Annotated in this window: 23 protein-coding genes; 3 read left to right on the top strand and 20 right to left on the bottom strand. The window is 63.5% G+C overall.

What is annotated here, in order from left to right; all coding sequences use genetic code 11:
• Nucleotides 1-8 precede the first annotated feature (8 nt).
• Nucleotides 9-512: a gamma-glutamylcyclotransferase gene (locus M2375_RS17120; RefSeq protein ID WP_259169087.1), complete on the top strand. Its 504-nt coding sequence runs from the start codon at nucleotides 9-11 to the stop codon at nucleotides 510-512.
• Between the two features lie 19 nt (nucleotides 513-531).
• On the opposite strand, the gene ureG is transcribed toward M2375_RS17120, so the two are convergent.
• The 8 genes from ureG to M2375_RS17080 are packed head-to-tail and all read right to left on the bottom strand — an operon-like array spanning nucleotide 532 to nucleotide 5,970.
• Nucleotides 532-1,191: an urease accessory protein UreG gene (ureG, locus tag M2375_RS17115; RefSeq protein ID WP_259169086.1), complete on the bottom strand. Its 660-nt coding sequence runs from the start codon at nucleotides 1,189-1,191 to the stop codon at nucleotides 532-534.
• Complete coding sequence (locus M2375_RS17110; protein ID WP_259169085.1) at nucleotides 1,188-1,895, bottom strand: urease accessory protein UreF; 708 nt, start codon at nucleotides 1,893-1,895, stop codon at nucleotides 1,188-1,190. The genes ureG and M2375_RS17110 overlap by 4 nt, the downstream gene beginning before the upstream one ends.
• Nucleotides 1,892-2,434 (bottom strand): urease accessory protein UreE, encoded by a 543-nt coding sequence (gene ureE / locus M2375_RS17105; RefSeq protein ID WP_404979343.1) that lies wholly within the window; start codon nucleotides 2,432-2,434, stop codon nucleotides 1,892-1,894. The genes M2375_RS17110 and ureE overlap by 4 nt, the downstream gene beginning before the upstream one ends.
• A gap of 11 nt (nucleotides 2,435-2,445) precedes the next feature.
• The gene (locus M2375_RS17100) at nucleotides 2,446-2,922 is read right to left on the bottom strand and encodes a GNAT family N-acetyltransferase (RefSeq protein ID WP_259169084.1); all 477 of its coding nucleotides are present in this window, start codon (nucleotides 2,920-2,922) and stop codon (nucleotides 2,446-2,448) included.
• 20 nt (nucleotides 2,923-2,942) lie between these two features.
• Nucleotides 2,943-4,661 (bottom strand): urease subunit alpha, encoded by a 1,719-nt coding sequence (gene ureC / locus M2375_RS17095; protein ID WP_259169083.1) that lies wholly within the window; start codon nucleotides 4,659-4,661, stop codon nucleotides 2,943-2,945.
• A gap of 43 nt (nucleotides 4,662-4,704) precedes the next feature.
• Nucleotides 4,705-5,013: an urease subunit beta gene (locus tag M2375_RS17090; RefSeq protein ID WP_259169082.1), complete on the bottom strand. Its 309-nt coding sequence runs from the start codon at nucleotides 5,011-5,013 to the stop codon at nucleotides 4,705-4,707.
• A 13-nt stretch (nucleotides 5,014-5,026) separates the two neighbouring features.
• Nucleotides 5,027-5,635 (bottom strand): HupE/UreJ family protein, encoded by a 609-nt coding sequence (locus M2375_RS17085; protein WP_259169081.1) that lies wholly within the window; start codon nucleotides 5,633-5,635, stop codon nucleotides 5,027-5,029.
• A 32-nt stretch (nucleotides 5,636-5,667) separates the two neighbouring features.
• Nucleotides 5,668-5,970 (bottom strand): urease subunit gamma, encoded by a 303-nt coding sequence (locus M2375_RS17080; RefSeq protein WP_259169080.1) that lies wholly within the window; start codon nucleotides 5,968-5,970, stop codon nucleotides 5,668-5,670.
• Nucleotides 5,971-6,230: 260 nt separating this feature from the next.
• Here M2375_RS17080 and M2375_RS17075 point away from each other — a divergent pair, with 260 nt between their 5' ends.
• Complete coding sequence (locus M2375_RS17075) at nucleotides 6,231-7,061, top strand: urease accessory protein UreD (RefSeq protein ID WP_259169079.1); 831 nt, start codon at nucleotides 6,231-6,233, stop codon at nucleotides 7,059-7,061.
• A gap of 46 nt (nucleotides 7,062-7,107) precedes the next feature.
• Here M2375_RS17075 and M2375_RS17070 read toward each other — a convergent pair whose 3' ends face one another.
• The 5 genes from M2375_RS17070 to M2375_RS17050 are packed head-to-tail and all read right to left on the bottom strand — an operon-like array spanning nucleotide 7,108 to nucleotide 11,285.
• Entirely contained in the window at nucleotides 7,108-7,716 is a 609-nt protein-coding gene (locus M2375_RS17070) for an SCO family protein (RefSeq protein WP_259169078.1), read from the bottom strand.
• A 7-nt stretch (nucleotides 7,717-7,723) separates the two neighbouring features.
• Nucleotides 7,724-8,623 carry a heme o synthase gene (gene cyoE / locus M2375_RS17065; RefSeq protein WP_404979342.1) on the bottom strand — a complete coding sequence of 300 codons (900 nt, stop codon included), beginning with the start codon at nucleotides 8,621-8,623 and terminating at the stop codon, nucleotides 7,724-7,726.
• 33 nt (nucleotides 8,624-8,656) lie between these two features.
• Nucleotides 8,657-9,787, bottom strand: a complete 1,131-nt coding sequence (locus tag M2375_RS17060; protein WP_259169076.1) for a heme A synthase — start codon at nucleotides 9,785-9,787, stop codon at nucleotides 8,657-8,659.
• A gap of 12 nt (nucleotides 9,788-9,799) precedes the next feature.
• Entirely contained in the window at nucleotides 9,800-10,540 is a 741-nt protein-coding gene (locus M2375_RS17055) for a hypothetical protein (protein WP_259169075.1), read from the bottom strand.
• Nucleotides 10,470-11,285 carry an SURF1 family protein gene (locus M2375_RS17050; protein ID WP_259169267.1) on the bottom strand — a complete coding sequence of 272 codons (816 nt, stop codon included), beginning with the start codon at nucleotides 11,283-11,285 and terminating at the stop codon, nucleotides 10,470-10,472. Before M2375_RS17050 ends, M2375_RS17055 begins: the two co-directional genes overlap by 71 nt.
• Before the next feature lie 194 nt (nucleotides 11,286-11,479).
• Here M2375_RS17050 and M2375_RS17045 point away from each other — a divergent pair, with 194 nt between their 5' ends.
• Nucleotides 11,480-11,698 (top strand): DUF2909 domain-containing protein, encoded by a 219-nt coding sequence (locus M2375_RS17045; RefSeq protein ID WP_259169074.1) that lies wholly within the window; start codon nucleotides 11,480-11,482, stop codon nucleotides 11,696-11,698.
• A 56-nt stretch (nucleotides 11,699-11,754) separates the two neighbouring features.
• Here the strand turns inward: M2375_RS17045 and M2375_RS17040 are convergent, their stop codons facing one another.
• From M2375_RS17040 to M2375_RS17010, 7 genes are all read right to left on the bottom strand, one after another.
• Nucleotides 11,755-12,636, bottom strand: coding sequence for a cytochrome c oxidase subunit 3 (locus tag M2375_RS17040; RefSeq protein WP_259169073.1), 882 nt, complete (start codon nucleotides 12,634-12,636; stop codon nucleotides 11,755-11,757).
• Between the two features lie 52 nt (nucleotides 12,637-12,688).
• Nucleotides 12,689-12,901 (bottom strand): DUF2970 domain-containing protein, encoded by a 213-nt coding sequence (locus tag M2375_RS17035; RefSeq protein WP_259169072.1) that lies wholly within the window; start codon nucleotides 12,899-12,901, stop codon nucleotides 12,689-12,691.
• Nucleotides 12,901-13,527, bottom strand: coding sequence for a cytochrome c oxidase assembly protein (locus M2375_RS17030; protein WP_259169071.1), 627 nt, complete (start codon nucleotides 13,525-13,527; stop codon nucleotides 12,901-12,903). Before M2375_RS17030 ends, M2375_RS17035 begins: the two co-directional genes overlap by 1 nt.
• A gap of 18 nt (nucleotides 13,528-13,545) precedes the next feature.
• The gene (locus tag M2375_RS17025) at nucleotides 13,546-13,653 is read right to left on the bottom strand and encodes a cytochrome oxidase small assembly protein (protein WP_259169070.1); all 108 of its coding nucleotides are present in this window, start codon (nucleotides 13,651-13,653) and stop codon (nucleotides 13,546-13,548) included.
• Nucleotides 13,650-15,311 (bottom strand): cytochrome c oxidase subunit I, encoded by a 1,662-nt coding sequence (ctaD, locus tag M2375_RS17020; protein ID WP_259169068.1) that lies wholly within the window; start codon nucleotides 15,309-15,311, stop codon nucleotides 13,650-13,652. The genes M2375_RS17025 and ctaD overlap by 4 nt, the downstream gene beginning before the upstream one ends.
• A 39-nt stretch (nucleotides 15,312-15,350) precedes the next feature.
• Nucleotides 15,351-16,985 carry a cytochrome c oxidase subunit II gene (gene coxB / locus M2375_RS17015; protein ID WP_259169066.1) on the bottom strand — a complete coding sequence of 545 codons (1,635 nt, stop codon included), beginning with the start codon at nucleotides 16,983-16,985 and terminating at the stop codon, nucleotides 15,351-15,353.
• A gap of 310 nt (nucleotides 16,986-17,295) precedes the next feature.
• Nucleotides 17,296-18,198, bottom strand: coding sequence for a biotin synthase (locus tag M2375_RS17010; protein WP_259169065.1), 903 nt, complete (start codon nucleotides 18,196-18,198; stop codon nucleotides 17,296-17,298).
• Nucleotides 18,199-18,237 lie beyond the last annotated feature (39 nt).

Below are 18,237 nucleotides of genomic sequence, written 5' to 3'. Positions count from 1 at the left end.
AGCGCTCCATGCCCACTCCGCCGCCGGAACACCCCTGCACCCAACCGCCCTGGCAGCCTTGCGGCGCAAGCCATGTCGCCGTGTATGGCACCTTGCGCGCCGGGGGCGTGAACGACATTGCCCGGCTGCAGCCGGGCATCGTCTGCCTGGGCCGTACCTTGCTGACCGGCACCCTCTATGACCTGGGCTGGTACCCGGGCCTGCAATTGCAGGGCAGCGGCCAGGTGCTGGCCGAGGTCTACCCCTTGAACGATGCGCTGGAGCAGGCCATGGACGGCATCGAAGGCATTTGGCCCCAGGACATCGGCGAGTACGGCAAACGGGTGCTGACCCTGGAGCTGGCCCTGACCGGCGGCGGCCAGCAGCCGTTCGATGTGCTGGTGTACGAGGCCCTGCCTCCGGCACTGCAAGGCCGGGCGCAGATCAGCGCGCAGGACTGGCTGGACTGGATCAGCCAGCAGGGCCGCCAGCACCCGGACACCGCATTCAGCCTGAATACGCCACCCGCATAGCGCTTCGCGCCGCCAGCACTCAGCCCAGCAGCAGGCCCTGCTTTTCGATAAAGGCCACCACCTCGTCCAGGCCGTCCAGCGTTTTGAGATTCGTCATCACAAAGGGCTTGATTCCCTTGGGGCTGCTGCGCATGCGCTCGGTGTCGCTGCGCATCACCTCCAGGTTGGCGCCGACATAGGGCGCCAGATCGGTCTTGTTGATCACAAACAGATCACTCTTGGTGATGCCCGGGCCGCCCTTGCGCGGAATCTTCTCGCCGGCTGCCACATCGATCACATAGATGGTCAGGTCCGACAGCTCGGGGCTGAAGGTGGCGGCCAGGTTGTCACCGCCCGACTCGATAAAGACGATATCGGCATCGGGAAACTGGGCCAGCATGCGGTCAATCGCTTCGAGGTTGATGGAGGCATCCTCGCGGATAGCGGTGTGCGGGCAGCCGCCCGTCTCCACCCCCATGATGCGCTCGGCCGGCAGCGCGCCGCTGACGGTCAGCAGGCGCTGGTCTTCCTTGGTGTAGATGTCGTTGGTGATGGCGATCAGGTCCCATTTGTCGCGCATGGCCTTGCACAGCATCTCCAAGATGGTGGTCTTGCCCGAGCCCACGGGCCCGCCAATACCCACGCGCAAAGGGGGCAGCTTTTTGCTGCGGTGGGGGATGTGGTGCAGTGCAGTGCTCATGATCGAAAAAGCCGTGAATATTGGTGTTCATGCCGGGCCGAAAGAATGGCCAGCATCGGAGAAAAAGCCTGGCGCTGGTCGTCGTGCAGCGCCAGCGCATGGTCAGCCGCGCCCGGTATCGCCTGCGCCAGCCGCGCCAAAATGCGCTGGCCGGCGTTCTGGCCCAGCGGCACCGATTTGATCGCGGCCTGCACCATGTTCTCGGCCCAGCCAAAGGCATAGGCCAGCAACGCATCGCGCGCGCCCGCCCGCGCCAGGTGCGCAGCCAGCGCAAAGGCCAGCGGGTAGCTCGCATCCTGGGCTGCCAGCCAGTTCACCAGGGCCAGCGCCTCGGCATCGTCGGCATGGCGGTTGTGCAACCAGGCCACCAGCGAGCGTCCCATTTGCTCGGCCTGCAGGCGCAGCTCGCTGCTCTCGCGCGTCTGCAGCACCCAGGCGTTGAGCGCTACCAGGCGCGCGCGGTCATCGCTGTGCCAGGCCGACATGGCCTGGGCCAGCACCGCCATATCGCCTCGGGCCTGGCTCAGCTGCAGCTGCTCGGCAATCCAGTCTGCCGCCTGCGCCTCGTTACCTACCAACGCGGCATTCACACCCGCTTCCAAGCCTTCCGAGTAGGAGAAACCACCGATCGGCAAGGCAGGCGAGGCCAACCACATCAGCTGCAAAAAGCTGGCGGGCGACAGACTGAGGGGCTGGGTGCTCATCCGTGGTGGTGCGGATGGGCGTGGTCATGCCCGTGGTCATGGCTGTGCCCATGACCATGGTGGCTGTGGCCATCGTTGGTGACATGGCCGCCATAGGCGCCGCCTTCGGGCTCAAAGGGCAGCTCGGCTTCGACCACGGTCATGTGCATGCTGCGCAGCATGTCGGCCAGCACATGGTCGGGCTCGATCTTGAGGTGGTCTGGCTGCAGCTCGATCGGCACATGGCGGTTGCCCAGGTGGTAGGCCGCGCGCATCAAATCAAAGGCCGAACCGTGCTGCGCGCAAGCGCTGATGTGCAGCACTTTCTGCGGCGCAGCCCGCACGAGGATCAGCGAGCCGTCCTCGGCCACCAGCACATCGCCACCGCGCACGGCCTGGCCGCGTGGCAGAAAAATCGCCAGCGCACGGCCGCTGCTGTCGGTGGCGGAGAAGCGCGATTTCTGGCGCACATCCCAGTCCAGCTCGACAGACGTCGCGCGCTTGCGCAGGGCCGGTGCCAAGTCTTGGCCGCCGGGCAAACATTTGGAGATTTGCAGCATGGCCATAGCGCTTAAGCCAGTTCCAAGCGCATGAAGCAGCTGTGCGGATCAGGCTGGTAGCTGCCAAAAGGCGGGCAAGGCACAAAACCATTGCGCTCGTAAAAGCGGCGTGCCGGTGCAAAAAAGGCCTGGGTACCCGTCTCCAGGCTGATGCGCGAAGTGCCCATCGCCCTCGCCTGGCCCAGCACATAGTCCAGCACCTGCTGGGCCGCACCCGAGCCACGGTGGGCAGCATCCACCCGCATCGATTTGAGCTCCAGATGGCCAGCATCCAGCACCTTGAGTGCGCAGGTCGCCACCAGGTTGTGCGGCTCCTGCCCAGCCGTCCAGCCGGTCCACAGGTGCAGGCCTGGCGCACGCAGCTGCGCGGGGTCGAGCGCATGCACACTCTCGGGTGGCGACACGCGGCGCATGTCGCTCAGGTGCGCTTCCAAAAAGGCCAGCACGCGCGCGTCGGTGACGGGGTCACGCTTGAAAATCAATGTCATTGCCACTTCGCAATCCGGGTTCAAAACAGAAAATAACGCTGGGCCATCGGCAGGCTGCTGGCTGGCTCGCAGGTCAGCAGCTGGCCATCGGCGCGCACCGCATAGGTCTGGGCATCCACCTCCATGCGCGGGGCCAGATCGTTGTGCACCATATGCCGCTTTTGCAGGCCGCGTATGCCTTTGACGGCGGACAAGGTCTTGGCCAGGCCAAAGCGCTGGCCAATGCCCGCTGCCAGCCCCGCTTGCGAGACAAAGGTCAGCGAGGTCTTGGCAATCGCCCCGCCAAAGGCGCCAAACATCGGGCGGTAGTGCACCGGCTGCGGCGTCGGGATTGAGGCATTGGGGTCGCCCATGGCGGCCATCGCAATAAAGCCGCCCTTGAGGATGCAGGCCGGTTTAACGCCAAAGAAGGCCGGCTTCCAGATGACGATATCGGCCCATTTGCCCACCTCCAGGCTGCCCACCTCATGGCTGATGCCGTGGGCAATAGCGGGGTTGATGGTGTATTTGGCGATATAGCGCTTGATGCGAAAGTTGTCATGCCGCTCGCTGTCGCCGGGCAAGGGGCCGCGCTGCTGCTTCATCTTGTGCGCCGTCTGCCAGGTGCGCAAAACCACCTCGCCCACCCGGCCCATGGCCTGGCTGTCGGAGCTGAACATGCTGATTGCGCCGATGTCGTGCAGGATGTCTTCGGCCGCAATGGTTTCCTTGCGGATGCGGCTTTCAGCAAAGGCCAGGTCCTCGGCAATGCCTGCATCGAGGTGGTGGCAGACCATCAGCATGTCTACATGCTCGTCCAAGGTGTTGATCGTGTAGGGCCGCGTCGGGTTGGTGGAGCTGGGCAGCACATTGGCCTCGCCCACCACCTTCAAAATATCGGGCGCATGGCCGCCGCCCGCGCCTTCGGTGTGGAAGGTGTGGATGGTGCGGCCCTTGAATGCCGCCACCGTGTCTTCGACAAAGCCGCTCTCGTTGAGCGTATCGGTATGGATCGCCACCTGGGTGTCGGTCAGCTCGGCCACATCCAGGCAGTTGTCGATGGCGGCGGGCGTGCTGCCCCAGTCCTCGTGCAGCTTGAGGCCAATCGCGCCGGCATCAATCTGCTCATGCAAAGCCAGCGGCAGGCTGGCATTGCCCTTGCCCAAAAAGCCCAGGTTCATCGGGAAGGCATCGGCCGCCTGCAGCATGCGCTCCATGTTCCAGGCGCCGGGCGTGCAGGTCGTCGCAAAGGTGCCGGTGGCCGGGCCGGTGCCGCCACCAATCATCGTGGTCACGCCGCTGGTCAGCGCTTCTTCGATTTGCTGGGGGGCGATGAAATGGATGTGCGTGTCGATGCCGCCGGCGGTGACGATGTTTCCTTCGCAGCTGATGATCTCGGTGCCCGGGCCAATGGTGATGTCCACGCCCGGCTGGGTATCGGGGTTGCCGGCCTTGCCAATCGCGGCAATGCGGCCGGCCTTGAGGCCAATGTCCGCCTTGACGATGCCCCAGTGGTCGATGATCAGCGCATTGGTCAACACCGTGTCCATCGCGCCTTGCGCGCTGCTGCGCTGGCTTTGCGCCATGCCGTCGCGGATGGTCTTGCCACCGCCAAACTTCACTTCTTCGCCATAGCCACCGGCCCGCAAGGTGAAGTCCTGCTCCACCTCCACGATCAGCGCGGTATCGGCCAGGCGCAGGCGGTCACCCACCGTGGGCCCATAGGTTTCTGCGTATGCGCGTCTGTCCATCGTTGCCATCAGAACCTTCCTGTCTTAGAACGCTGGCACAGCGTGCCGGGCCTCATTCCAGCGCCCCTTGCACCAGGCCGCGAAAGCCATAGATCTGCCGGTCGCCGCCAATGTCCACCAGCTCCACGGTGCGCTGCTGGCCGGGCTCAAAGCGCACGGCCATGCCGCTGGCGATATGCAGGCGCATGCCATGGGCTGCCTGGCGGTCGAAGCTCAGGCCGGCATTGGTCTCGGCAAAGTGGTAGTGCGAGCCCACCTGGATGGGCCGGTCGCTGGCGTTGTGCACCACCACGGTGGTGGTGCGGCGCCCGGGGTTCAGTACATGTTCGCCGTCGTCCAGCAGCAGTTCACCGGGGATCATCGCGTGCCCCTTTTCAGGCCAGGCGGGTCAGCATGACCGCGCCCAACGCCGCTGTGGCCCCGCCTGCCAGCTTGGCCAGCCAGCGGTGGCGCTGCATCAGGGCCTTGCCCAGCACCATGCCACCCACATGCAGCAAGGCCGAGCCCAGCGCCATGCCCGCCAAGGCACCCACGGAGGCCCAGCCGGTATCCGCCGCCAGTTCAAACCCATGGGCTGCCCCATGGAAAAACGCAAACACGCCCGCCAGCGCAGCGGCCAGCACCCAGGGCATCTGCTTTTGCACCGCCACCAACAGGCCCAGCACCAGCACCGATGCGGCAATCATCGGCTCCACACCCGGCACCCACAGCCCCGCAAAGCCGGCCAGCGCACCGGCCACCAGCAGGGCCACAAAGGCGGCCGGTGCGCGCCAGGCGGGCGTTACGGTCAGCGCGCTCCAGGCGCCTACCGCCAACATCGCGGCCATGTGGTCGGCACCGGTAAAGGGGTGGGCAAAGGCATGGCCAAAGCTGCTCAGAAAGCCATGGTGGCCGCCGCCATCGCCGCCCACATGGGCGAGCGCAGACAGGGGCAAGGCCGCAGCGGCGGTGGCCAAAGCGGCAGAAAATTTCTTGAAGGTCATGGTCTTGGGGTGCGCGAGAAGAATTGGGGGGTTCAGACAATCGGCTCATGCACGGTGACGAGCTTGGTGCCATCGGGGAAGGTGGCCTCGATCTGGATATCGGCAATCATTTCGGGAATGCCATCCATCACATCGGCGCGGGTCAGCACTGTGCGGCCAGCGCTCATCAGCTGGGCAACGGTACGGCCATCGCGTGCGCCCTCCATCACAAAGGCGCTGATCAGCGCTACCGCTTCGGGGTAGTTGAGCTTGAGCCCCCGTGCCAGGCGCCGCTCGGCCAGCAGGGCGGCGGTAAAGATCAGCAGCTTGTCTTTTTCGCGAGGTGTCAGTTCCATACCGAGAGCAAAGCAAGGCACATGCCAACCACAGCAGGCCAGCGCCCGCTGCACGCTTTCTGTGCCGGCATATCGCCATCGGCACCACAACGCAGCATCAGCGGCCCCTGCGCACCAAATCGGTACATGCCACAACCCAGAGCGGTGCAGAACCTGGCACGTGGCTTGCAGAGCCCTGGCATGTCTTTCGGATTCCAACTGCACCCCCTCTCGGCCCCAGGGCCTTGCCGTCCACGCCATGGCCGCTGCGCGCGACGGCCATGAGCTGGCATGCCCAACTCGACCTGCGCTACGCCCTGCAGGCGGGCAAGACCTCCGTGCAGTTCAGCCACGATGGCCCACTGCGCATTCTCAAAAGTCTTTACCCCGAAGGCGCTGGCATTTGCCACAACGTGCTGGTGCACCCACCGGGCGGGCTGGTGGGTGGCGATGTGCTGGATATCTCGGTCGAGGTAGGTGCGGGGGCCCATGCGCTGGTCACCACGCCAGGAGCGACACGCTTCTACAAAACCAATGGCCAGCCGGCCTTGCAGCGCACCCGCCTGCAACTGCAGGCCGGTGCCCGGCTGGAATGGCTGCCGCTGGAAGCCATTGCCTACAACGCCTGCGTGGCCGCGAACGAGCTGCAGATGGAGCTGGCGCCCGATGCGCAGTTGCTGACCTGGGATATCACTGCGCTGGGCTTGCCGCTGGCCAGCCAGCCTTTTGTCGAAGGGGTGTTTTCGCAGCACATTGCCTGGCCGGGGCATTTTCTGGAGCGTGGCCGCATCCAGGCGGACGACGACCTGCTGCTCAATGGCCAATTGGGACTGGCGGGCCAGCGCTGCATGGCCAGCCTGATTTATGCCTGCGGCTCCCCGATACCCCGTGCGCAACGCGAGGCGCTGCTGGAGAGCACGCAGATGCTTTTAGAAGCCGCCCCTGCGGAAGTGATGGCGGGGGTGACTGCCCCCAACGAGCACATGCTGGTGCTGCGCAGTCTGGCACCGGTGGTGGAGCCAGCGATGCAACTGTGGAAGACGGTGTGGGGCCACTGGCGCAGCAGCCTGTTGGGGCTGCCGGCGCAACGCCCGCGTATCTGGTCGATGTGAGCGGAGCCCTTGCTCAGCGCTTTTAAGCGTTTAAGCGTCTAAGCGCTTATGCGCCGTCGATCAGCTGTTCGATATCTTTGGCGAGCGTATCGACGGGCGTGCCATAGCGGCTGTACAAGCGCAGGCGGCCTTCCGGGTCAAAGATATAGTCGCCAGCGGTATGGTCCATGGTGTAGCTGCCGGGGGTCTGGCCGTCGACCCGCTTGTAGTACACCTTGAAGTCCTTGGCCATCTTGGCCGTTTCCTCGTCGCTGCCGCGCAGCGCCAGAAAGCTGGGGTCAAAGTTGGCCAGGTAGGCTTGCAGAATCTCGGGCGTGTCGCGCGATGGATCGACCGAGGCAAAGATAACCTGCAGCTTGTCACCCTTGGCGCCGAGCTTTTGCTTGACGGCAGCCAGGTCGCCCAAGGTGGTGGGGCAGACATCGGGGCACTGGGTAAAGCCAAAGAACACCAGCACCACCTTGCCTTTGAAATCAGCCATGCTGCGGCGTTGGCCATGCTGGTCGGGCATGGAGAAATCCTGCCCGTATTCTTTGCTGCCCGTCAGGTCAATGGCGTTGAAATCGGCCTTGGATTTGCAGGCCGTCAGGACCCCAGCCGTCGAGGCCAGTACGGCCGAGCCGGCCAGCCAGCGAAGAGCATTGCGCTTGTTCATTGCAGAGTTACCAGGTCACATAGTGGTCCACCAGCAGCGCCACAAACAGCAAGCTGAGGTAGATGAGCGAGAAACGGAAAGTCTTGCGTGCCAGCGCATCGGAGTAATTGCGCCACAGCGCAAAGGCATAGCCAAAGAACCCGGCACCCAGCACCACGGCGGCGACCAGATAAATCCAGGAGCTCATCTGGATGATGAAGGGCAGCAGGCCGGCGGCAAACAAGACCACGGTGTAGAGCAAGACCTGCACGCGGGTGTAATAGTTCCCATGGGTGACCGGCAGCATCGGCAGACCGGACTTGCGGTAGTCCTCGACCCGGTACAGCGCCAGCGCCCAAAAATGCGGAGGCGTCCACAGGAAGATGATCAAAAACAGCAGCAGCGCCTGGGGCGACACATCGCCCGTCATCGCCGCCCAGCCCAGCACCGGCGGCATGGCGCCCGATGCACCGCCGATCACGATGTTCTGCGGCGTCAGGGGCTTGAGGATCACCGTGTAGATGACGGCATAGCCCACAAAGGTCGCAAAGGTCAGCCACATGGTGATGGCATTGATCCAGACGATCAGGATGGCCGAGCCGGCGATGCACAGGGTGGCCGAGAACAGCAGGGTCTGCCGATTGGACAGCTCGCCACGCGCGGTGGGGCGCCAGGCCGTGCGCTTCATCCGCGCATCAATGCCCTGCTCTACCAGGCAGTTGAAGGCGGCGGCAGCGCCTGCCACCAGCCAGATGCCCACGCAAGCCACCAGCATGCGCAGCAACTCGGCCACAGTGGGCACACCGGGCACGGCCAGCACCATGCCGATCAGCGCGCAAAACACAATCAGCTGCACCACCTTGGGTTTGGTCAATGCATAGAACTGTGCAAAGCGGTTCGGCATGGGCGTTGCGGCAAGTTCGGTCATCGGGGCACTCAGTCTTTGTTCCATACAGCGTAATCAGCTCGCAGCACTGCGGGCAGGTTTGGGGCCTGCAGTACACCAGATCCAGGTCAGCACCACCATGATGGCGGCAGCGCCCCCGGTGTGCAAAACGGCCGCCAGCATCGGCCAGTCCAGCACCACATTCGACAGCCCGGTGGCAAACTGCAGCACCGTCAGGCCAATCAGCCAGCGGCGCTGCTGCCTGAGCAGCGGCACGGTGCGCAAGGTCCATCCCAGCCACAGCAAGGCGGCGATCACCAGATAGGCAAACAGCCGGTGCATGTAGTGGATGGCCACCAGCGCTTCATAGCTAATGTGCGCGCCGTCGGCCAGGAACCCCAGCGGGCGCCAGATCTGGAAGCCATCAAAGTTCATTGCTGGCCACCAAGCGCCATTGCACATCGGAAAGCTAGTGCAGGCCAGCACCGCATAGTTGGTACTGACCCAGCCACCCAAGGTCACCTGCGCAAACACCAGCAGCGCGGTGACCATGACCATGCCGCGCAACAGGCGTGGCACTGGGACTAACCCTAGATTATCGGCAAATTGCGTGTGGCGCGTTGCCTGCACGGTTAATAGCATCAGCAGCACCGTGCCGCCCAGCAGGTGCAGGGTCACGATCGCCGGGAAAAGTTTCATGGTCACCGTCAGCGCTCCAAAGGCGCCCTGGATCAGCACCCAGACCAGGGTGACCGTGGGCCACCAGGGGCTGATCGGCTGCGCCCCCGCACGTTTGCGCTGCAGCCAGGCGCTGGCGGTCAGCACAATGATCAGGCCGCCCACGGCGGTAGCCAGGTAGCGGTGGATCATCTCCACCCAGGCCTTGCCATGCGTGACCGGCCCGGTCGGCATGGCCGCTTGCGCGGCGGAAATCTCGGCATGCGCGCCGATCGGGCTGGCATTGCCGTAGCAGCCCGGCCAGTCGGGGCAGCCTAGGCCGGAATCGGTCAAGCGCGTAAATGCGCCAAACATCACCAGATCAAAAGACAGGAACAGGGTCAATACCGCCAGCACCTGCAGGCGCTTGAGCGGTGTAGCACCCCGGTGGCGCCACCAAATCCAGACAATCGGCCCCAGCGCAATGATGGCGCCCGTGAGCAACAACCGCGCCAGCGGCGCGAAATCATACAAATCCTGCGAAGTCATACTAGCTATCCACTACCGCCCTTCCTGGTCCCAACTGGACGACGCACGCAGCAAGCGCTCCAGATCCTTGCGCGCCTTGGCCGCATCGGAGCGGTCAAGCCGGGCCGGAAACCGCATCATCCAGTGGCCCAGCGGGTCCACCACATACAAATGTTCGCCCAGCTGCTGGCCGGCGGCCGGCTGCAGCCACTGGGCCACCAGCGCCTGGGGCACCCGCAGCACGGTGGCCTGGTCCATCGCGGCGCGCAGCGCCGGAGGTGGCACGCCGTCATCGGTGACCAGCCAGACCCAGTCCAGCCGGTCTTTTTCGCGGCCCAGGCTCTCGCGCAACTGGCGCTGCAGGTAGAGGTTGTTCTGGCAGACCTCGTCGCAGGCCGCGCCCGAGGCGCTCAGCAGCAACCACTGCCCCTTGAGGCTTTGCAGATCAAAGGGCTGGCCATCGAGGGTTTGCACCTGCGCGGCCGGAATCGTCGGTTGCTGGCTGACCAGCTCGCCAAAATTGCGCCGCCCCTCGGGCCGGATCACGTAATAGGTGAAGTAGGAGGCAATCACCGGTGCCGCACAGACCAGCAGCACCAGCAGCATCTTGAGGCGGCCGCTGCGCGAACGCTCAGCCACCTCCAGCGCCGCCTCGGCCTGCTCGGCAGGCGGCAAGCCATGCACGGTCAGGCCCAGCAGCGCCTCATCCGCGGGCGGTGGTGCCTGCGTGGCGGCGGCGTCGAAGGACACGTCGGACAATTTGGAACCAGACATAGAGGATCGCAATCAGGCTACACAGACCAAACCATTGAAATGCATAACCATAATGCTTTTCCACGCCGCTGCCTACTACGGACCAGTCGCGCAAAAGGCCATCACTGGACGGCCCCGTCTGCACCACGGTCAGCGCAGCCAGGGCCTGGCCTGTCTCCTGCGCGTAACTGTCGGTATCGAGATTTTGCCGGATTCGGGAAACCCCTGGGGTACCGGCGGGCGTCGGCAGCTCGAAAAGCCGTGCCGGCTGGCCCGCAACGCGGCCCTGCACTTGCACAGTACCCGCAGGCGTTTGCACATCAGGCAAGGTCAGCCGGTCTTCAAAATTGCGGGGTGCCCAGCCGCGCTGCACCAGCACGGTCTGCGGCTGGCCTGGGGCTGCCTCGCCCAGCAAGCGCAGCGGCGTCAGCACATAGAAGCCGGGGCGCGCCTGCATCTGGCGGTTGTCCAGGTAGACGGTGTACGCGGGCAACCATTCACCACGCAGTACCACCTGCCGGTGCTGCAGGCTGGCCCTTTCGGCCTCGCCCATGGGCTGCAGCAAGCTGGCCCCGTCCAGCGCCGGCAAGGCGGCACGGGCATCCAGCTGTGCCTGGTAGGCCAGCTTCTGATCGGCGCGGCGCAGCTGCCAGAATCCCAGCGAGGCGGTCAGCAGCATCGAGGCCGCTGCGGCTATGGTGATCAGCAAAAAACGCAGGCGTTCATTGCGTTCGACGGCGGAGGGAGAGGCGGATACAGCGGGCATCTGTGGGTTATACCGTGCGCCGATATCCGCAGCCAGCACGACCCGCATCTGCGACCAAAAAGCGGATGGCATTGGGGTGGCCGCCGATGGTGCCCTGCTTAGTGCTGCCGCACAATGGCAGCAAGCACCGGGATGCGGCGGTACACATCGCCAGCCTACATACCCTGCCGTTAAAAATTTCCGAGGACAGCACCATGCACCTGCTCATCGCACTCGCCTTTGTGGTGATACTCGCCTGCCTGGCCGCTGCCGGGCTGTTCATGTTGCGCGGCAACCAGTCCGAAGCCGGTAGCAAGCGCATGGCCTGGGCGCTGACCTTGCGCATAGCGATATCCGTGTTGGTGTTTGCCGGCATCTTGCTGGCCTGGAAGCTGGGCTACTTGCAGCCCCATGGCATTCCGCTGGGGGCTTAAGCACCCTCTTCCAAGAGTCGGGCCTGCGCACCCACAGCGCGCCAAGCCCGTCGCTCTCACATCCAGTAGACGACGACGTAAAGGCCCAGCCAGACCACATCAACAAAGTGCCAGTACCAGGCTGCCCCTTCAAAGCCAAAATGCTTCTTGGCCGTGAAATGGCCTTTTTGCAGACGCAAGGTAATGACCAGCAGCATGAGCATGCCCACAAACACATGCAGGCCGTGGAAGCCCGTGAGCATGTAGAAGGTGGAGCCGTAAGCACCGGAGTTGAGCTTGAGGTTCAGTTCGGTGTAGAGGTGGTAGTACTCATAGCCCTGTACGCACAGGAAGATGATGCCCAGCACGACAGTCATCCACATGAAGCGGATGCATTTGCGGCGCATATCGGCCTGCAGTGCATGGTGGGCAATGGTCAGGGTGACACCCGATGTCAGCAGCAAAGCGGTATTGATGGTGGGCAGCCAGAAAGGGCCCACGGTCTGGAACGGATCGACCGTGCCCGCCGGCGAGCCGGTGGCGCCCATTTCCACACTCGGCCAGACGGCCTTGAAGTCGGGCCAGAGAATGGCATTGTCCAAGCTGCCCAATGCTGGCAGCGAATGGGCCCGGGCCCACCACAGCGCGGTGAAGAAGGCGCCAAAGAACATCACCTCCGAGAAGATGAACCAGCTCATGCTCCAGCGGTAGGACAGGTCGATGCGGTGGCTGTACAGCCCCTGCTCGCTCTCGCGGATCGCATCGCCAAACCACTGGTAGAGCACAAACAGCCACCAGGCAATGCCGACAAAGAGCAGGTACATGCCCCAGGTGTGGCCGTTGACCCAGTTGCCTGCACCGGCAATCACAAAGCCCAGGCCAATGGCCGCCATCACCGGGTGGCGGGACTCGGCCGGAACATAGTAGTACGGTGTGGTGCCATGGGGTGTCGCACTCATCGCTGCTCCTGATAGTTGTTTAATTCATTCTTCGACGATGCCGATACTGGCATCAAACCAGCCACTGCACCAGGGCCATCAACCCCAAGACAAACAGGAAAATCGCGACCAAGCCTACAGCGATCACCTGCAACGGCGTGACTTGCACGCCATCCTCCTGCCATTCCGAACTCTTGCGCACCCCCAGCATGGACCAGGCCACGGCCTTGACGGTGCGCCACAGATTGCCTTTGCGCGGCGGATGGGGGCCGGGCGCGCTGGCCATCAGGATGCCCCTGCTTGCACCGGGCTGCCTGGGACCGCAGGCACCAGCACCGCCGTCGATGCAGGCGCTGCGGGGATACGGCCACCGACCTCAAAGAAGGTATAGGACAAGGTGATGGTCGTCACATCCTTGGACAGCTTGGGGTCGATGACAAAGGCCACTGGCCACTCGCGCTGCTCGCCGGGCTCCAGGGTGTACTGGTTAAAGCAAAAGCATTCCAGCTTGTTGAAATACGGTGCCGCCTGTTTGGGCGCATAGCTGGGAATCGCCTGTGCCGACATGCGGTGGTCCTGCTCATTGCGGAACTCGTACATCACCGTGCTCAGCGCGCCGGGATGCACCTGCATCGAGCGCACCGCCGGCTTGAAGCTCCAGGGCCCGCGCGCATTCGCATCGAACTCCACGGTGATGGTGCGGCTCTCGTCGATCTGGCTGTTGAGCTTGACGTTCTTGCCCGCCGTGCCATTGCCCGGCACATCGCGCTCGGTCAGCGCCAGAATATTGATGCCCGTGACCTCGCAGATGCGCTTGTACAGCGGGATCAGCGCATAGCCGAAGGCAAACATGCCAAAGGCGACCACGGCCAGCTTTCCCACCATCTTCGCGTTTTCTGCGTGTCTGCTCACCTGCTGCTCCCTGTGCTGCTAGAGCACCGTCATTTTTACCAAGAATCCGATAAAGAACGCCACTGCGATCGACGCCAAAATCCATGCCAATCGCCGGTTGGCCTTGCGCTGCGCCGGACTGGTCATCCAATCACCTTGGTGGCGGTAGCGTCCAGCTTGGGCGGGGTCTCAAAGGTGTGGAAAGGCGCGGGGGAGGGAACTTCCCACTCCAGGCCTTCGGCACCTTCCCAGGGCTTTTGGGGCGCTTTCTCGCCCCGGTGGCGCATGGCAGGCCAGACCACAAAGGCGAAGAAGTACACCTGCATGAAACCAAAGCCGAAGGCACCGATTGAGGCGATCATGTTGAAATCGGCAAACTGCATCGGGTAGTCGGCGTAGCGGCGTGGCATGCCGGCCAAGCCCAGAAAGTGCATCGGGAAGAAGGTGATATTGAAGAAGATCAGCGAGCCCCAGAAATGGATGCGGCCGCGTGCTTCGGAGTACATCACGCCGGTCCACTTGGGCGCCCAGTAGTAGTAGCCGGCGAACATCGAGAACAGCGAACCCGCTACCAGCACATAGTGGAAGTGGGCCACCACGTAGTAGGTGTCCTGCAGCTGGATATCGATCGGCGCCATCGACAGGATCAGGCCGGTAAAGCCGCCCATCGTGAACACAAAGATAAAACCCACCGAGAACAGCATGGGGGTCTCGAAGGTCATCGAGCCGCGCCACATCGTCGCCACCCAGTTGAAGATCTTCACGGCCGTCGGCACCGAGATCAGCATGGTCGCGTACATGAAGAACAGCTGGCCCGTCACCGGCATGCCGGTAGTGAACATATGGTGCGCCCAGACGATGAAGGACAGGATCGCAATCGCCGCCACCGCGTAGACCATTGAGGCATAGCCAAACAGCTTCTTGCGGCTGAAGGCCGGCACGATCTGGCTGATGATGCCAAAGGCCGGCAAGATCATGATGTAGACCTCGGGGTGGCCGAAGAACCAGAAGATATGCTGGTACATCACCGGATCACCACCGCCAGCGGGGTTGAAGAAGCTGGTGCCGAAGTGGCGGTCCGTCAAGGTCATCGTGATGGCGCCGGCCAGCACCGGCATCACGGCGATCAGCAGGTAGGCGGTGATCAGCCAGGTCCAGGCGAACATCGGCATCTTCATCAAGGTCATGCCCGGCGCGCGCATGTTCAGAATGGTGACGATGATGTTGATCGAGCCCATGATGGACGATGCGCCCATGATGTGCATCGCAAAGATGCTGGTGTCCATCGACGGACCCATTTGCAGGGTCAGCGGCGCATACAAGGTCCAGCCCGCAGCTGGCGCGCCGCCAGGCATAAAGAACGAGCCCACCAGCATCAGGCCGGCCGGAATCATCAGCCAGAAGCTGAAGTTGTTCATGCGCGCAAAGGCCATGTCGCTGGCGCCAATCTGCAGCGGCAGCATCCAGTTCGCAAAGCCGACAAAGGCCGGCATGATCGCGCCGAACACCATGATCAGCCCGTGCATCGTCGTCAGCTGGTTGAACAGCTCGGGGTTGACCAATTGCAGCCCCGGCTGGAACAGCTCGGCGCGGATCAGCAGCGCCAGCACGCCGCCCACCATCAGCATCGTGAACGAGAACAGCAGGTAGAGCGTGCCAATGTCTTTGTGGTTGGTGGCAAACACCCAGCGCCGCCAGCCCGTGGGCGCGCCATGGTGGTGGTCATCATGGGCGTGGTCAGCGTGGCCCGGCGCTGCATGGCCGTGGTCGCTATGGCTGGGGTCTGTGGGGAGAACAGCGCTCATAAATCTTGACTCCGATGGCTCTTCTGGGGCTTGCACGCTTTAGGGTGCAGCAAGAATATCAACACGGCGCGCCTGGCTGTCAGCGCCCTCACCTGCGGTAATGGCTTGGGGTTTGCGCATCTCAATGCGTGCTTCTGCCACGCCTTGCGCTACCAGCAGCTTGGCCACTGCCTGGGCGCGCTCCTTGGCCAGCACCGCATTCTGGTCGGCATTGCCGGTGCCATCGACAAAACCGGACAACGCCACCTTGCCGCTTTGGCCAGCCAAGGTCGTAGCCGCCTTTTTCACCGCATCTTGGGCCTGGCTGTCGAGATCGCTCTTGCCGCTGGCAAACAGGATTTGGGAGACGGGCGCTTCTGCCGGTGCAGCAGCGGCTGCGGCCGGACTAGACGCCGAGGCCGCAGGGACAGCAGGTGCCGCCGCTGTATCGGCAGGCGCTGCTGCGGCGGGTGCAGGGGCGGCTTCAGCAGCACCCGCTGCGGCCGCCGTGCCGCCGCCTTCTGGGAATTTGCCGGTACGCGCCGCCACAAACTGGGCCGGCTGCACCATGGTGCCGGTCTTGTTGCCCCAGTGGTTTTTGGTAAAGGTAACGACCGCTGCCAGGTCGGTATCGCTCAGCTGCTTCCACGACGGCATGGCGCCGTTGGCGCGGCCTTCCAGCACGGCGTGCATCATGTCGGCCGTGGGGCCGAGCACGACGGGGCTGCCATCCAAGGCCTTGATGGGGCCTGCGCCCTTGCCGTTGGCCTGGTGGCAGGCGGCGCAGTTGGCGGCATAGACCTTCTCGCCCCGGGCCACCAGCGCAGCCAGCTCCCAGACCTTGTTGGGGTCATCGGCCTGGGCGGCGAGCAGCTTCTTTTGCTCAGCCACCCATGCGGTGTAATCACTGGCCGACAACACCTTCACATGGATGGGCATGTAGGCATGTTCCTTGCCACAGAGCTCGGCGCACTGGCCGTAGTAGTCGCCGGTTTTCTCGGCGCGGAACCAGGTGTCGCGCACAAAGCCGGGAATCGCATCCTGTTTGATACCGAAGGCAGGCACCATGAACGAGTGGATCACATCGGCGGCGGTGGTGATGATGCGCACCTTTTTGTCGACCGGCACGACCAAAGGTTTGTCCACGCGCAGCAGGTAGTCATTGGGGGCCTTGGAGACATCGCCGCTGTTCGACATGGCGCGCTGGCCGCTGTCCAGGGTGGAGATAAAGCCCAGGCCTTCGCCTTCGCCAGTCAGGTAGTCATAGCCCCATTTCCACTGGTAGCCGGTGACCTTGATCGTCAGGTCGGCATTGGTGGTGTCCTTTTGCGCGACCAGCACCTTGGTCGCGGGCAAGGCCATCAGGATGACGATGATGAAAGGCAGCACGGTCCAGGTGACTTCGACCGTGACCGATTCATGGAAGGTGGCGGGGACGGCGCCTTTGGATTTGCGGTGCTTCCAGATGGAATAGAACATCACCGCGAACACGCCGACAAAGATGATGGTGCAGATCCAGAGCATCATCCAGTGCAGCGTGTGCTGCTCCTGGGCAATGCGGGTGACGGGGGGCGCCAGGTTCATTTGCCCGACCGCTGGGCCGCCCGGCAGACTTTGCACCGCATGCGCTGCGGACGCGAGGCCGGATGCAATCACCAGCAGCAAAGAAGCCAGCTTATGAGAATCACTTTTCATAGTTGTCACTTACTTCTCATCTTCTCATCGTTATAGGGGCAGGCTGGGATAGCTGGGGAAACCATCCAACCGCGTGGTGCAGACACCGCCGGGTGCATCTCCGCTTGCACCCATGCCACTTTGTCATTACAGCGAGCATGGCCGCAACCGCGCAAGATTGCAACCCATGCAATCCCGGGATCATAGGAGATTCACAACAGCGACTGTCCAATACTAGACAGCGCCTGAATGTGTTAATACCTGCGGCATGACGCCTGCTGATCCTGCGGATGCGTTGTATATCAGCGCCAACCGCCAAGGCCTTCCGGTACTAGCCCATGCGCCCCTGGCGCAGCATCTGCTGCATGTCCTGCACGCTGATGCTGCTCTCACCCTGCACTTTCATGCGCGGTGTGGGTTTGAAGGCATGGCCGTAGATGATCTCGAAGGAGAGCACCAGGCGCCCTTGCTCTTGGGCATCGGCCAGCTTGGCGGCCAGCAAAGCGTCCAGCTGCTCACGCCACTGGCGGCCGCGCAGGCCGCCAAAGCGGGCTGGGTGCAGGTTGCGGCCCAGCTCGCGCAGCTCGGCGCGCAATTGGGCGGCGCCTGAATACGACAAGCTGATGCGCTCCATGTCCATCACCGGCTCGGCAAAGCCGGCCTGCACCAGCATGTCGCCCCAGTCGTGCATGTCGGTGAACTCATGGCTGGCAGCGGGCCAGCCCTGGCTGGCGTAGGCCTCCCGCAGCTCTTTGAGGGTATCGGGCCCGAAGCAAGAAAACATCACAAAGCCATTGACCGCCAGACTCTGGTGCCAGGTCTGCAACAGCTGCTGCGGGTTGGGGTGCTGGTGCAAGGCCATATTGGCCCAAAGCATCTGCACACTTCCGGCCGCAGGCAGGCCCCAGTGCAGCTTGGCCTGGCGCCAGCGGCTCAGCGCCCACCAGGGTTTGTCCAGCTGGCTGCGCAGCAGCGCGGCATGGGCCGGGCGGCTTTCCACGATATGGATGTCGGCGGCCGGGTAGCGCTCTGCCACCTGCTGGTGCGCCTCCAGCCCGCCGTACACGGGCTCCCAGCTGCACCAGGCCTCGGGCTTTTGCACAATCCATTGCAGGCGATCCTGCATGCGACGGCCCACTTCTTCGTGCAGCCAGGGGCTGTGCGCAGGCGCGCGGCGCTGCCAGCCAAGGGCAGCGTTGGGGTCAATCGACGGAGGTGCGGTAAATTCAGCCATGGGGGAACACCTGCGCTTTGGCGCGCAGATTATTGATTG

Source organism: Comamonas sp. BIGb0152 (assembly GCF_024809975.1).
GTDB lineage: Bacteria > Pseudomonadota > Gammaproteobacteria > Burkholderiales > Burkholderiaceae_C > Comamonas.
This window is presented reverse-complemented; position numbering and strand designations above follow the sequence as displayed.

Coding starts and splice junctions, on each gene's coding strand:
- M2375_RS17120 (WP_259169087.1), top strand. CDS start 9: ATGCCCACTCCGCCGCCGGAACACCCCTGCACCCAACCGCCCTGGCAG.
- ureG (WP_259169086.1), bottom strand. CDS start 1,191: ATGAGCACTGCACTGCACCACATCCCCCACCGCAGCAAAAAGCTGCCC.
- M2375_RS17110 (WP_259169085.1), bottom strand. CDS start 1,895: ATGAGCACCCAGCCCCTCAGTCTGTCGCCCGCCAGCTTTTTGCAGCTG.
- ureE (WP_404979343.1), bottom strand. CDS start 2,434: ATGCTGCAAATCTCCAAATGTTTGCCCGGCGGCCAAGACTTGGCACCG.
- M2375_RS17100 (WP_259169084.1), bottom strand. CDS start 2,922: ATGACATTGATTTTCAAGCGTGACCCCGTCACCGACGCGCGCGTGCTG.
- ureC (WP_259169083.1), bottom strand. CDS start 4,661: ATGGCAACGATGGACAGACGCGCATACGCAGAAACCTATGGGCCCACG.
- M2375_RS17090 (WP_259169082.1), bottom strand. CDS start 5,013: ATGATCCCCGGTGAACTGCTGCTGGACGACGGCGAACATGTACTGAAC.
- M2375_RS17085 (WP_259169081.1), bottom strand. CDS start 5,635: ATGACCTTCAAGAAATTTTCTGCCGCTTTGGCCACCGCCGCTGCGGCC.
- M2375_RS17080 (WP_259169080.1), bottom strand. CDS start 5,970: ATGGAACTGACACCTCGCGAAAAAGACAAGCTGCTGATCTTTACCGCC.
- M2375_RS17075 (WP_259169079.1), top strand. CDS start 6,231: ATGAGCTGGCATGCCCAACTCGACCTGCGCTACGCCCTGCAGGCGGGC.
- M2375_RS17070 (WP_259169078.1), bottom strand. CDS start 7,716: ATGAACAAGCGCAATGCTCTTCGCTGGCTGGCCGGCTCGGCCGTACTG.
- cyoE (WP_404979342.1), bottom strand. CDS start 8,623: ATGACCGAACTTGCCGCAACGCCCATGCCGAACCGCTTTGCACAGTTC.
- M2375_RS17060 (WP_259169076.1), bottom strand. CDS start 9,787: ATGACTTCGCAGGATTTGTATGATTTCGCGCCGCTGGCGCGGTTGTTG.
- M2375_RS17055 (WP_259169075.1), bottom strand. CDS start 10,540: ATGTCTGGTTCCAAATTGTCCGACGTGTCCTTCGACGCCGCCGCCACG.
- M2375_RS17050 (WP_259169267.1), bottom strand. CDS start 11,285: ATGCCCGCTGTATCCGCCTCTCCCTCCGCCGTCGAACGCAATGAACGC.
- M2375_RS17045 (WP_259169074.1), top strand. CDS start 11,480: ATGCACCTGCTCATCGCACTCGCCTTTGTGGTGATACTCGCCTGCCTG.
- M2375_RS17040 (WP_259169073.1), bottom strand. CDS start 12,636: ATGAGTGCGACACCCCATGGCACCACACCGTACTACTATGTTCCGGCC.
- M2375_RS17035 (WP_259169072.1), bottom strand. CDS start 12,901: ATGGCCAGCGCGCCCGGCCCCCATCCGCCGCGCAAAGGCAATCTGTGG.
- M2375_RS17025 (WP_259169070.1), bottom strand. CDS start 13,653: ATGACCAGTCCGGCGCAGCGCAAGGCCAACCGGCGATTGGCATGGATT.
- ctaD (WP_259169068.1), bottom strand. CDS start 15,311: ATGAGCGCTGTTCTCCCCACAGACCCCAGCCATAGCGACCACGGCCAT.
- coxB (WP_259169066.1), bottom strand. CDS start 16,985: ATGAAAAGTGATTCTCATAAGCTGGCTTCTTTGCTGCTGGTGATTGCA.
- M2375_RS17010 (WP_259169065.1), bottom strand. CDS start 18,198: ATGGCTGAATTTACCGCACCTCCGTCGATTGACCCCAACGCTGCCCTT.